The sequence below is a fragment of the Pantoea sp. SM3 genome, assembly GCF_000963995.1.
Classification (GTDB): Bacteria; Pseudomonadota; Gammaproteobacteria; order Enterobacterales; family Enterobacteriaceae; genus Pantoea; species Pantoea rwandensis_B.
In genome coordinates, this window is sequence record NZ_JZRD01000046.1 from 35,813 (window position 1) to 49,193 (window position 13,381).

At 55.9% G+C, this 13,381-nt stretch carries 9 protein-coding genes; 4 read left to right on the top strand and 5 right to left on the bottom strand.

Annotated features, from left to right (window positions below):
- Positions 1 to 5 precede the first annotated feature (5 nt).
- Positions 6 to 2,303: a beta-glucosidase BglX gene (bglX, locus tag VI01_RS22315; protein ID WP_045816664.1), complete on the bottom strand. Its 2,298-nt coding sequence runs from the start codon at positions 2,301 to 2,303 to the stop codon at positions 6 to 8.
- A gap of 155 nt (positions 2,304 to 2,458) precedes the next feature.
- On the opposite strand from bglX, the gene dld reads away from it, so the two are divergent.
- Positions 2,459 to 4,168 carry a D-lactate dehydrogenase gene (dld, locus tag VI01_RS22320; protein ID WP_045816665.1) on the top strand — a complete coding sequence of 570 codons (1,710 nt, stop codon included), beginning with the start codon at positions 2,459 to 2,461 and terminating at the stop codon, positions 4,166 to 4,168.
- A 36-nt stretch (positions 4,169 to 4,204) separates the two neighbouring features.
- On the opposite strand, the gene VI01_RS22325 is transcribed toward dld, so the two are convergent.
- From VI01_RS22325 to VI01_RS22335, 3 genes are all read right to left on the bottom strand, one after another.
- On the bottom strand, positions 4,205 to 6,649 hold the full coding sequence (locus VI01_RS22325; RefSeq protein ID WP_045816666.1) for a DUF3772 domain-containing protein: 2,445 nt from the start codon (positions 6,647 to 6,649) through the stop codon (positions 4,205 to 4,207).
- 226 nt (positions 6,650 to 6,875) lie between these two features.
- Positions 6,876 to 7,805, bottom strand: coding sequence for a D-alanyl-D-alanine endopeptidase (gene pbpG / locus VI01_RS22330; protein ID WP_045816674.1), 930 nt, complete (start codon positions 7,803 to 7,805; stop codon positions 6,876 to 6,878).
- Between the two features lie 190 nt (positions 7,806 to 7,995).
- Positions 7,996 to 8,583 carry a Yip1 family protein gene (locus tag VI01_RS22335; RefSeq protein WP_038648059.1) on the bottom strand — a complete coding sequence of 196 codons (588 nt, stop codon included), beginning with the start codon at positions 8,581 to 8,583 and terminating at the stop codon, positions 7,996 to 7,998.
- Positions 8,584 to 8,751: 168 nt separating this feature from the next.
- Here VI01_RS22335 and VI01_RS22340 point away from each other — a divergent pair, with 168 nt between their 5' ends.
- Positions 8,752 to 9,327 (top strand): DedA family protein, encoded by a 576-nt coding sequence (locus VI01_RS22340; protein ID WP_038648061.1) that lies wholly within the window; start codon positions 8,752 to 8,754, stop codon positions 9,325 to 9,327.
- On the opposite strand, the gene VI01_RS22345 is transcribed toward VI01_RS22340, so the two are convergent.
- Positions 9,324 to 10,103, bottom strand: coding sequence for an SDR family oxidoreductase (locus VI01_RS22345; protein WP_034821059.1), 780 nt, complete (start codon positions 10,101 to 10,103; stop codon positions 9,324 to 9,326). The genes VI01_RS22340 and VI01_RS22345 overlap by 4 nt on opposite strands.
- A 118-nt stretch (positions 10,104 to 10,221) precedes the next feature.
- On the opposite strand from VI01_RS22345, the gene VI01_RS22350 reads away from it, so the two are divergent.
- Together VI01_RS22350 and VI01_RS22355 are read left to right on the top strand one after the other, a co-directional pair.
- Positions 10,222 to 12,036 (top strand): glycoside hydrolase family 15 protein, encoded by a 1,815-nt coding sequence (locus VI01_RS22350; protein WP_045816667.1) that lies wholly within the window; start codon positions 10,222 to 10,224, stop codon positions 12,034 to 12,036.
- Between the two features lie 198 nt (positions 12,037 to 12,234).
- Entirely contained in the window at positions 12,235 to 13,317 is a 1,083-nt protein-coding gene (locus VI01_RS22355; RefSeq protein ID WP_045816668.1) for a L,D-transpeptidase family protein, read from the top strand.
- Positions 13,318 to 13,381: the final 64 nt, after the last annotated feature.

The window sequence follows — 13,381 nt, forward strand, 5'->3', positions numbered from 1 at the left end:
AACGTTTACAGATAATCAAACTGCCCGTCTTGCGTGCGGACCGAATCCAGGCCAATCATCACATTGAATTTGCCCGGCTCGGCGACATGCTGCATTTTTTGATTCCAGAATTTCAGTGCATCCACATCAATCTTAAAGCTTACGGTCTGTGACTCGCCCGCTTTCAGCATGATGCGTTTGAAGCCACGCAGTTCCTGCACCGGACGGCTGATGCTGGCCACCGGATCGTTGAGATACATCTGTACCACCGTGGCACCATCACGTTTGCCGGTGTTGGTAACAGTGACGCTCGCTTCAACGGATCCATTGCGCGGCATGGTTTTGGCGGACATTTTCACCGGCGAAACGGTGAAAGTGGTGTAGCTCAGACCGTAACCAAACGGATACAGCGGACCATTCACCGCATCGTAGTAATGCGAGGTGTACTTGTTCGGCTTCGCGAAGTTGTACGGACGCCCGGTTGGCAAGTGGTTGTAGTAAATCGGCAACTGGCCCACGGAGCGCGGGAAGGACATCGGCAGTTTGCCCGATGGGTTGTAATCGCCAAACAGTACATCAGCAATCGCATTCCCCCCTTCGGTGCCGCTGAACCAGGTTTCTACCATCGCATCCGCGATACGATCTTCATTCACCACCGTCAGTGGGCGGCCATTCATCAGCACAATCACCAACGGCTTGCCGGTCGCTTTCAACGCCGCCAGCAGTTTTTGCTGGCTTGGCGGAATCACCAGGTCACTGCGGCTGGAGGCCTCATGCGCCATCCCCTGCGCTTCGCCCACGGCAGCAACCACCACATCCGCTTTCTTCGCCTGGGCAACGGCTTCATCAATCAACTCCTGCGGCGAGCGTTTATCCACGCTAACCGCCTGCTCGTAGAGGTTGAGGAAGTCCTGAATACCTTTGTTATCGGTGATGTTGGCCCCTTTGGCATACAGCACGGTGCCTTTGCCCGCCATCGCATTGCGCACGCCCTGCAGCAGCGGAATCGACTGTTTCGCCACGCCTGCGGCTGACCAGCTGCCCATAATGTCACGCTGGCTGTCGGCCAATGGCCCCACGAGCGCCACGGTGGCGTCTTTTTTCAGCGGTAAGGTTTCATGCCAGTTTTTCAGCAGCACAATGCTCTTACGCGCCACGTCACGCGCTTCGGCACGATGCAGACGGCTCTCGGCATTGGTGTCCTGCGGATCGCTGCCTTTTGGCCCCAAATGGCTGTAAGGATCGTTAAACAAGCCCATATCATATTTGACGTTCAGCACGTGACGCGCTGCATCGTCGATCTCTGCCATGGTAACAGCACCACTCTTGACCAGCCCTGGCAGGTATTTGCTGTAGTACTCATCGCTCATACTCATATCGATGCCGGACTTCAGCGCAATACGCACCGCATCCTGCGGATCGCTGGCCACGCCGTGTTTCAACAGCTCTTTGATAGCGCCGTGATCGCTGATGGTGATGCCTTTAAATTTCCACTCACCGCGCAGCAGGTCTTTCAGCAACCAGCCATCCGCCGTCGCTGGCGTGCCGTTCAGTGAGTTGAGCGCCACCATCACGCCGCCGCTGCCCGCATCCAGAGAAGCTTTGTACGGTGGCAGATAATCCTGGAACAGGCGCTGTGGGCTCATATCCACGGTGTTGTAATCACGTCCGCCCTCCACTGCGCCATAAGCGGCGAAGTGCTTCACGCTGGTCATGATCGAATAACGGTCGGCGGCGCTTTTGCCCTGCATGGATTTCACCATCGCGCTGCCCATTTGTGAGGACAGGAAAGTGTCTTCTCCGAAGCCTTCAGACACGCGTCCCCAGCGCGGCTCGCGCGTGACATCCACCATCGGCGCCCAGGTCATATTGAGACCATCATCGGCGGCTTCATAGGCGGAGATGCGGCCGACTTCCCCGATCGCATCCAGATCCCAGCTGGCTGCGAGGCCGAGCGGGATCGGGAAAATGGTACGCTGACCGTGCACCACGTCGTAGGCGAAGAACAATGGAATTTTCAGGCGGCTGAGTTGCATCACCTGATCCTGCATCGCGCGAATATCCGGACGCGTGACGGTATTGAAGATTGCGCCAACCTGACCGTGCTGGATCATGTCGCGAACCGCCTCTTTTGGCGTGTCTGGCCCCACGCTAATCAAGCGCATCTGCCCGATTTTTTCATCAAGGGTCATTTTGCCGAGCAGCTGGTTAACAAAGGCGTCACGCGCCTGTTCAGTCATCGGATGGGGGCCAAACAGGTCATCTGCGAAGGCAGGCTGCATGGCAAGGGAAACAGCGAGGCTAACAGAGCAAATCCATTTCATCAGGTCGGGTTCTCTTAAGTGACTGCGCAATATCGAAATAACCGGGCCAGTGTGCCACAAGTTCAGGATAGCAGGTAGCCACCGATGTCACACCGCGACCATGCCGTTGACGCGTGCTAAAGTAGATGCGCAACGTTAACGACAAGGACTGGTTCATGAATAACAACACCTCACACCCTACACTGCTGGCTGAACTGCGCCGCCTCGTCGGCCCGTCACACCTGTTAACCGAGGCGGAACAAACCGCACGCTATCGTAAGGGTTTCCGCTCCGGTGAAGGCGATGCGCTGGCGGTGGTGTTCCCCGGCTCCTTGCTGGAGTTGTGGCGGGTATTGCAGGCGCTGGTGCAGGCCGATGCGGTGATTCTGATGCAGGCCGCCAACACCGGCCTGACCGAAGGCTCGACGCCCAACGGCAATGATTATGATCGACCGGTGGTGATCATCAGTACTTTGCGCCTCGATAAATTGCAGCTGATCGATGGCGGCAATCAGATTTTGGCCTTCCCCGGCAGCACCCTTTATCAGCTGGAAAAAGCCCTTAAGCCGTTGGGACGTGAACCGCACTCGGTGATCGGTTCCTCGTGTATCGGCGCCTCGGTCATGGGCGGGATTTGTAATAACTCCGGCGGTTCGCTGATCAAACGCGGTCCGGCCTACAGCGAAATGGCGCTTTATGCGCAGATTGATGCCGACGGCAAACTGAAGCTGGTCAATCATCTCGGCATGGATCTCGGCCACTCGCCGGAAGAGATGCTCGGTCGACTGGATGACGATCGCTGGCAGCAGAGCGATGTGCGCTGGGATGAACGTCATGCTTCGGATCATGAATATGCAGAACGCGTGCGCGATATCCATGCGGATACACCCGCTCGCTTCAACGCCGATGAGCGCCGCCTGTTCGAGGCTTCGGGTTGCGCGGGCAAACTGGCGGTATTCGCCGTGCGTCTTGATACCTTCCCCACCGAACCGAAACAGCAGGTGTTTTATATCGGTACCAACGATCCGGCGGTATTGGGCGATCTGCGCCGCCATATTCTGGCCGAGTTTAACAACTTACCGGTAGCGGGCGAATACATGCACCGCGACATTTTCGATATCGCCGAAGTGTACGGCAAAGACACCTTTGTGATGATCGACAAGCTCGGCACCGACAAAATGCCGCTGTTCTTCACGCTGAAAGGTCGGGTGGATGCCTGGCTGGGTAAGCTGAGTTTTGTTAAACCCCACTTTACCGATCGCGTGTTGCAGCGCATCAGCGGTTGGTTACCTGCCCATCTGCCGAAACGCATGAAGCAGTATCGCGATAAGTTTGAACATCACCTGATGCTGAAAATGTCCGGTGAAGGCGTAGCGGAAGCGCAGGAGTATTTGCACGAATACTTCCGCGAAGGCGGTGGCGAGTTCTTTGCCTGCGACGGCAAGGAAGGCGCTCATGCTTTCCTGCATCGCTTCGCCGCTGCCGGTGCCGCGGTGCGTTACCACGCGGTGCATGCGGATGAAGTGGAAGATATTCTGGCACTGGATATCGCGCTGCGCCGCAACGATAGCGACTGGTTTGAACGTTTACCCGCCGAGTTCGACAACGATCTGAGCCATCGCCTCTATTACGGCCACTTCTTCTGCCATGTATTCCATCAGGATTACATCGTGAAGAAAGGCGTGGATGCGCATGCGCTGAAAGAGAAGATGTTGGCGATTCTGAGCGAGCGTGGTGCCGAGTATCCCGCCGAGCACAACGTCGGGCATCTTTATCAGGCGAAACCGCAGCTGCAGGCGTTTTATCGTCAGCTCGATCCGACCAATACCTTTAATCCGGGGATTGGTAAAACCAGTAAGCAGAAGGGATGGGCGGTGAAGGCTTGATTAAACTAATGGGCGGCCCGAGAGCCGCCCATTGGATTATGACAGTTGCTCGCCTTCATCCTGCGCTGCGGCAGGTATTGCCCGACGTTCAATGATCATCGTCTGCGGCGTGGACAACACAATGCCCTCTTTACGCAAGCGCGTCAGAATGTCGAACAGCAGATCACTCTTGGCGCTGGAGATCTGACGCTGGCCCGCCACGTTGCCGGTGACGCTCAACACGATACCCGCAGAGGTCAAATCCTTGAATGAGACGGATGGCTCAGGCGTTTCCAGAATACGCTCGTTCTCCTGGTAAACCTCCAGCAGAATCTCACGCACGCGCACCGGATCGATATCCAGCGGGAAGGTCAACATAATGGTCACCACACCCTGTGCATTGCCCATGGTGGCATTACGCACGTTCTGTGAGATGAACTGTGAGTTCGGCACTATCACCGTGGATTTATCACTCAGCTGAATCTCGGTGGCGCGCACATTGATACGGCGAATATCCCCTTCAATGCCGCTGATACTCACCAGATCGCCCACTTTCACCGGGCGCTCGGTTAACAGAATCAAACCGGAGATAAAGTTCTTCACTATCTCCTGTAAGCCGAAACCGATACCGACCGACAAGGCGCTGACGATCCACGCCAGTTTGTTCCACTGCAGGCCCATGATCGACAGCGTCAGCAGAATGATCAGCACATAGCCGATATTGCTGAACAGCGTCACTAGCGACACGCGCATGCCCACATCCATGGTGGTTTTTGGCAGGAAATCTTTATCCAGCCAGCGACGCACCGAACGCAGCACGTAGATGCCCACCACCAGACACAGAATGGCATTCACCATATGCGCCGGCACGATGTTCAGTGATTCCAGACCTTTGCCGCCCCAGAACTCAATCACTTTCTGAATCAGTTCGATCGGCGTTGAAGAGGCGAAGGTGCCGTTCAGCAGCGCCAGCACCACAATCCCTATCAGTGCGGTTTTACCAACAGCGCCCAGCAGCGTAGCCGCCTGCTGCAGATGGCGTTCGTCAATGTTTAACGAGGTCTGCAGACGTTTGCCGGTAGCGTTGTTGGTAGAAAACAGGCTTTCACAGCCGTCATTGATCAAATGGCTGAGGAAGTAGAACGAGCCAAACAGAATGCCGCACCAAATCACCTCATAACCGAGGAAGCGTGCCAGCGTGACATAACCGACGATCAGCGAAATCAGAATCGCCAGTGCGGTCAGCGTCAGCGCCAGCTGTACCAGCCCGACAATAGTCGGACGGGCTTCAGGAGCATTGCCCTCTTGCACCATACGACGACGCACGCGGTTGGTACGCATGCTGATCGCCATACCGGTGGTACCGATCAGCAGTGCCGTCAGGCCGTTAGCGAAGATGGTGGTGTTCAGGCTGGTGCCGACGCTGTAGTTAAAGGACTCTGCGGTCTGGAAAATAAACACCAGCGCAGCGGTAATCGGCGGGAACGGCTTCAGCGCCTGCGCAACTTCATTGGAGATGCTGGGCAATCGCCAGCTCGGACGGCGCGTCGACAGGAAAGCACGGCCCAAACCGGCGATCAAACCACAATAGACGCTGAGTTGTACCAGACGCTCAACAAAATCCTGCACATCAGTCGAGACCTCATCACGACGGGTAAACGCCAGCGCGATAAAGTTAAAGGTCAGCACCACCGCGGCCAGGGTCGTCAGCGCAATCGCTGCCGCCAGGAAGCTACGGCGCAGACGCCCTTCCGGCATTTTGTGGATGCTCACCCAGGCGAGAAACTCTTCGCTGTAACGACGCCCCAGCGTCATCACCAGCATGGCCGCAATCAACCAGCCGATAGTGCCAAAACGCCAGCCAGGCTCCCAGGAGAGTGCTGCGGTGTCCTGCAATTCAGCGATAAAGTCGCTGATTTTCTCGCCATCCAAATCCTGACGGCTGACCATCGGCGCCCAAAAGCGCGGTCCCAGGATGCTACCGGAGTTCAACGCCAGCTGGCTCTTCAGCTGGTCACGACGCAGGTTGACGATCTGGGAGGAAAGCACCAGCGCGCCATTTTTAATGCCATCGGCCTGCTTGATTTGATCGTCCAGTTTACTTTTCTGGCTCTCCAGCGAGGCGCGTTTGCGCGTCACTTCCGGCGTTTCTTTTACGCCGCTGTCCGGTTTCGGTGCCGGACCCAGCACCGCGAGCTGCGCATCCAGTTGCTGACGCTGCGGGATCAGCGCCTGGCCTAAAGTTTCTGCGTTACCGGATAGCTCCAGCGCCATCTCATTGAGCTGGTTAAGCTGGCTCTCATTGGTATCGCCTGACACCTGGCCTTTAATCTTGTCGAGGATTTTCTGCATTTTCGGCAGCTCAACCGCAGGATTGACCTTGGGTGCGGCGTCCTCTTGCTGAGCCGCGGCGGCAGTGTTGTCATCCGCGTAGCTCAGTGCCGGGCTTAACAGCACCAGCAGCAGTATAAATGGGGTAAATAGCGAACGAAGCTTGTACATATGAGTGAGATTCCAGCGCAATGACAGCCGATAAATGCCAGTTAACTTTAGATGGCGGCCAGTGTAGAGCGTAGCCGAAGCGGAAACTATAGGAATGAAGCGCGAAAACTTTGGTGCTAACGATTAGGGATTTTTTTGGTCGTTCGGGAGTGCTTATCCCGCCAATCGGAAGCACTCACAGACACACAATCCATTGTGCATCTGTGAAGGGAAACAGACGTCGTGATTACTCGTTGCTGGCCGTTTGCGACGATTTCTGCTTCTTGTAGGCCAGCGCCGCTGCCGGAACCGGCGCCGCTTTGCCGGTTTCCAGCCAGTCACGCAGACGGTTGGCATCGGCAAAGTGGGTGTACTTGCCAAACGCATCCAGCACCACCAGCGCCACCGGACGGTTGTTGATCACCGTGCGCATCACCAGGCAGTGGCCGGCTTCATCGGTATAACCGGTTTTGGTCAGCGCGATACGCCAGTCGTTTTTGTACACCAGGTGATTGGTGTTACGGAACGGCAGCGCATAGTTAGGATGTTTAAACACCGCTGTATCTTCTTTGGTGGTGCTCAGTTCACCAATCAACGGATATTGACGCGTGGCTTTTGCCAGCTTAATCAAATCTTCCGCATTGGAGACGTTGTGAATCGACAAACCTGTCGGTTCAACATAGCGGGTATGCGTCATGCCCAGCGCACGCGCTTTGGCATTCATCGCGCGGATAAAGGCGTCATAACCGCCCGGATAGTGATGCGCCAGGCTGGCGGCAGCACGGTTTTCCGAAGACATCAGCGCCAGCAGCAGCATATTGCGGCGGCTGATTTCACTGTTCAATTTGACGCGCGAGAACACCCCACGCATTTCTGGCGTGTGGCTAATATCCACCGACAGCATCTCGTCCATCGGCAGTTTGGCATCCAGCACCACCATTGCCGTCATCAGCTTGGTGAGTGACGCGATAGGCCGCACACGATCCGGATGGCTGGAGAACAGCACTTTATTGGTTTCAAGATCGACAATCATGGCACTGCCGGAGGCGATTTGCGGTTGGGCAATCGGCGCCAGATTAGACAGCGCAGCAGGCGCGGCCAGTGCCGGAGTGACAGCTGCCGGTGCGGCGACAAACAGCGCCAGCGACAGCAAGGAAATACGCATTTTTACAGACATCGTGTCAAAAAAATCCGGTAAGGAGTTTTGCGCCGTGTTTAAGACACAGGCCGCGCGCATCAAACCAGACGGGATGCGGGCTGGCAGCAGCATAATACGCGCTTATCTGCGAAATTTCTTAGGTAGATTGTTTCTGAGCGTTAAAAAAACGGGAGTCCTAATGGCCTCCCGTTCACGGTGTCATTGCAGGTTAGAACAATCGTGGTCCGTAACCCCACAACACCACGGTCAGTGCCAGCAGCACCTCAAACACCAGCACACCAATCGCCAGTGTCGATCCTGAGAAGCGCATGCTCTCTTCACGATCAATATTGAGGAACACCGGAATGCCGACGTACAGCAGATAACCGGTATAGAGTAACGCCACCGCGCCGACCAACACGCACAGCCACACCAGCGGATAAAGTGCCACCAGCCCACTGATAAACAACGGGGTGGCGACATAGCCAGCAAATACGGTACAGCGCTGAACGCTGGGACGCTGCGGATAATCGCGCGCCATCCAATGAATGACGCGGCCCATCACCGCCACGCCGCCTAAGATAATCAGATAGAAAAGAATGCCGAGACCGATGCCGGTCAGCAGGTTGAGTTGTACGAACTGCCCTTCGCCCAGATTCCAGCCCAGTTGTGTGGTACCGATAAAGGCACAGATCACCGGGATCGCTGCCATCATCAAAACATGGTGGGTGTAGTGGTGCGAAACGCTCTCGTTTTCTTGCTTGATATCGCGCATTTCCTGGTTAGGATGCGCCAGAAGACCCCAGACATGATTCATAAAATCACTCCTCTGATGCGACGGGCTGCCACTTCAGCGATCAGGCTGTCTCACTCAGGCAGCTTCCCTTCAAGTATAATCGGCGCGGCTGTTTTTGCGGACAGCGGCACAAAAAAAGCCGCTGGCGTATAAACTGTTACCTGAATCAATCGCGAAAGGGAGGATAATTTGCATCTCGATATCAATGGATTAATTACGCAGTACGGCTATCTGGCGTTGCTGATTGGCTGTATCGCGGAAGGGGAAACTTTTACCCTGCTGGGCGGCGTGGCGGCGCATGAAGGCCTGCTGCACTTCACCGGCGTGGTGCTGGCCGCGATGATCGGAGGGATTATCGGCGATCAGCTGTTGTTCTGGCTGGGCCGTCGCTACGGCACGCGCATCCTGCGCCGTTTCCGTAAACATGAAGACACCATTCGTAAAGCCAATCGCCTGATTCAGAAGCGCCCGAGTCTGTTTGTGATTGGCGTGCGCTTCATGTACGGCTTCCGCATTATTGGCCCGATCATCATCGGCACCAGCCGGTTAAAACCGCTGCGCTTCTTTGTGCTCAACGTGATTGGTGCAGCACTGTGGTCGCTGATTTTTGTCACCCTCGGTTACTTCGCCGGGGAGATCATTACGCCGTGGCTGCATAAGCTCGACCAGCACCTTAAACATTTGCTGTGGCTGGTGGCGGCGATTGTGTTCGGCATCGCGCTGCGTTACGTGATTCGCCGCTGGAACCGCCGCCGGGCGGATTAGTGGTGGTAGCCTTTAAACTGCGGGTTGGCCAGCATAAATCCACCATCGACAATAAACGATTGTCCGGTGGTATAGGTCGCCCACTCCGAACACAGCCACGCCACTAAACTTGCCACTTCACGCGTATCGCCGGGACGTCCAATCGGAATTTCCGGCATACGTGTGCTGCGCGCCTGATCGTCAGTGAGATGGTTCATCGCGGTGGCAATCGCGCCCGGTGCAACGGCATTCACCAGAATGTGATGCGGCAACAAACTCAACGCCATCGATTTGGTCAGACCGCCGAGCGCATGTTTCGCCGCGGTGTAAGCGGTGGCATCCGGCAACGGAGTGTGTTCATGCACTGAAGTGATGTTAATGATGCGCCCACCATCGCCCTGATCGACCATATGACGGGCGGCGATCTGTCCGCAGATAAACGAACCATCCACATCGACGCTGAACGTTTTCCGCCAATCTTCAAAGGTGACATCGAGAAAATCAGCTTTCATCATCACGCCCGCGTTGTTGACCAGTACGTCAATGCGACCCAGTGAATTGATGAGCTGCGCCAGTTGCTTGCCCCCTTCTTGCGGATCGGAGAGATCCAGCTGCCGCACCTGTGCGGTTTGCCCTTTACTCTCGACCAGTCGCGCCGTTTCCTGTGCCCCCGCTTCATCTGAGCGCCAGGTGATCCCTAACGTGTAGCCCGCTTCAGCCAGCATGACGGCACAGCTGCGGCCAATGCCGGAATCGGATGCGGTAACCACGGCCACTTTCTGTTTGCCCAGTGCCATAACATTCTCCTGCGTGATGGGTGTCTTCACAGTATAGAAGTTATCGATCTGTGCCTCGGGTCAGCCGAAAACACCTTTTCGTCTATAGTTAACAATTAGATGCAGTCAAGGAGGCAGGATGAGCAAAATTAAACGCAGAATTGATGATCACGGCGTGATTGGGGATTTACGGACCTGTGCATTGATCGCCAATGACGGCACCATCGATTATCTCTGCTGGCCGGAACTGGATAGCCCGTCTGTGTTTGCTGCGTTGCTGGATGGCGATGATGCCGGTCTGTTCTCACTGGCACCGGACTGGAAAAATGCGCGCCAGCAGCAGCTCTATCTGCCGGATACCAATATGTTACAGACGCGCTGGTTAGGCGATGCGGGCGTGGCAGAGATCACCGATTACATGCCGATCTGCGACCAGCCCAATAAAGTGCCGCGACTGGTACGTCGGGTCAAAATGGTGCGCGGATCGGCCACCTTCAATCTGTTGTGCGCCCCGCGCCATGATTATGCCCGTGCCGAAACCCATACCGAACTGCGCCCCGGTGGCGTGGCCTTTCTTGCCGAAGGCCAGCCCGCGTTAAGGCTGAGTGCTACGGTGGTAATGACCCGGGAAAACCACAGTGCAGTTGCCGAATTTACCCTTCAGGCCGGGGAATCTGCTGAGTTCGTATTTGGCAGCGATGACGATCCCTTTGTGGCAGAGATTGCCACTGAACAGTGCTTCAGCGAGACACTGGCCTACTGGCGGCGCTGGAGCAGCCACAGCACGTATCGCGGACGCTGGCAGGAAATGGTGACGCGATCCGCACTGGCACTCAAACTACTCACCTCGAAACAGCACGGTTCGATTGCCGCTGCGGCAACCTTTGGCCTGCCGGAAGAGTTAGGCGGCGAGCGCAACTGGGATTATCGCGCCTCGTGGATTCGGGATGCCTCCTTTAGCATGTATGCGCTGATGCGCCTGGGTTATGTGGAAGAAGCGCGAGACTTTACCCATTGGGTGGGTCGCTGTGTCGAGCACAGTCATGACGACACGCCGCACCTGCAGGTGATGTACCGTCTGGACAGCGGTACCGAACTGCATGAAACCGAGTTGCTCAATCTTTCCGGCTATGCCAACTCGCGCCCGGTGCGCATCGGCAATGATGCGTGGCGGCAGACCCAGCTGGATATTTACGGCGAGCTGATGGACGCCATTTACCTTGCCAATAAATACGGTGAAGCCATTTCACAGCGCGGCTGGCGGCATGTTTCCGACATGATTGATTATGTCTGCGGCAACTGGAATCAGCCTGATGCCGGTATCTGGGAGATGCGCGGTGAGCCAGAGCACTTTCTGCATTCGCGCCTGATGTGCTGGGTGGCGCTGGATCGCGCCCTGCGTCTCGGCCTGAAGCGTTCATTGCCGATGCCGTATGAGCGCTGGGATCGCGTGCGCAGTGAGATCCGCGACGATATCTGGCAAAACTTCTGGAACCCGGAACTGGGACACTTTACCGCCACGCGCGGCGGCAAGTTCCTTGATGCTTCGATGCTGCTCATGCCGCTGGTGCGCTTTGTCAGCTCCACCGATCCCGACTGGATTGCGACGCTGGATGCGATTAAAACGCATCTGGTGAGCGACGGTTTAGTGCGCCGCTATAACATTAGTGAAACCCCTGCCGATGCCTTAACCGGGGGTGAAGGTTCCTTTGCCGCCTGTTCCTTCTGGTATGTGGAGTGTCTGGCGCGGGCCGGGCGCGTGCATGAAGCCCATTTTGAATTTGAAAAGTTGCTGAGCTATGCCAATCCCCTGGGGTTGTACGCCGAGGAATTTACTACGCATGGCGAAGCGCTGGGAAATATGCCGCAGGCGCTGTCGCATCTGGCGTTAATCAGTGCCGCTTTTTTCCTCAATCGTAAATTGAGCAATGAAGTGACGCTGTGGCAGCCTTAAGAAAATTCACATTTTGGGCGGTACGGCAACGAGATGGGTCGGGAAATGCCCACTATTTAAGTAAAGTATCATCAGCCATTGAAAATCCTGATTCCCATCACTGCGCCTATGCACATATAATGCGCACCGGGTCATTGAGACCAAGATGGATTCGACACACTGACAAGCCTGAAACACGGCTATAACGACTTGAAAAACATGAAAAAGAGCATTCGCGCGTTCGCTTCACTTGCTTTGGTACTGGCGGCGTTCAGCCAGTCGGTATTCGCAGTAGTGTATCCGCTGCCAGCGGCTAACAGCCGTTTGATCGGCGAAAACCTTGAAATCACTGTGCCTGATGACAGCCGACTTCCGCTGGAAGCCTTCGCTGCTCAGTACCAGATGGGCCTCAGCAACATGCTGGAAGCCAATCCGGGCGTTGATGTTTATCTGCCAAAAGCGGGCACCAAAATGGTGATCCCTCAGCAGCTGATCCTGCCTGACGCTCCGCGTGAAGGCATCGTGATCAACAGCGCGGAAATGCGTCTTTATTACTATCCGAAAGGCACCAAGACCGTGGTTGTGCTGCCAATCGGTATCGGTGAACTGGGGAAAGACACGCCAGTGAACTGGACCACGACCGTTCAGCGTAAAAAAGCCGGTCCAACCTGGACGCCAACCAAAGCGATGCACGCAGAATACGCATCACGTGGCGAAAGCATTCCAGCGGTATTCCCGGCAGGTCCGGATAACCCGATGGGACTGTATGCGCTGTATATCGGCCGTCTGTACGCAGTTCACGGTACTAACGCCAACTTCGGTATCGGTTTGCGCGTGAGCCACGGCTGTGTGCGTCTGCGTGCTGACGACATTAAATGGCTGTTCGACAACGTGCCGGTTGGCACTCGCGTACAGTTTATCGACCAGCCGGTGAAAGCCACCGTTGAGCCAGACGGTTCTCGCTATGTAGAAGTGCACAACCCACTCTCTACTACCGAAGAGCAGTTTAACTCACGTGAAGTGGTGCCGATTACGCTGACCGCTGCGGTGACCAAAGTGATTGCCGATGGCAGCACTAACCAGGATGCGGTGAATAACGCGATTCAGGCGCGTAACGGCATGCCAACTAAAATCAACGGTCCGCAGGGTGAAGTGATGCCTGCTCCGGTACCGGTTCAGGAATCTTCTGACGCCACGCCAAAAGAAGAGCCGATGACCCCGCAGGGCGCCAGCGCCGTTGCACCGCAGAGTGATGTGGCTCCAGCTGCTCAGCCTGCGCCAGCGACCGGCAACAGCCTGTAATCGCTGATTCGCCATGCAGTAAAAAGCCAGCCCATTGTGGCTAATGCCAGTCAGTTAAGCCTGA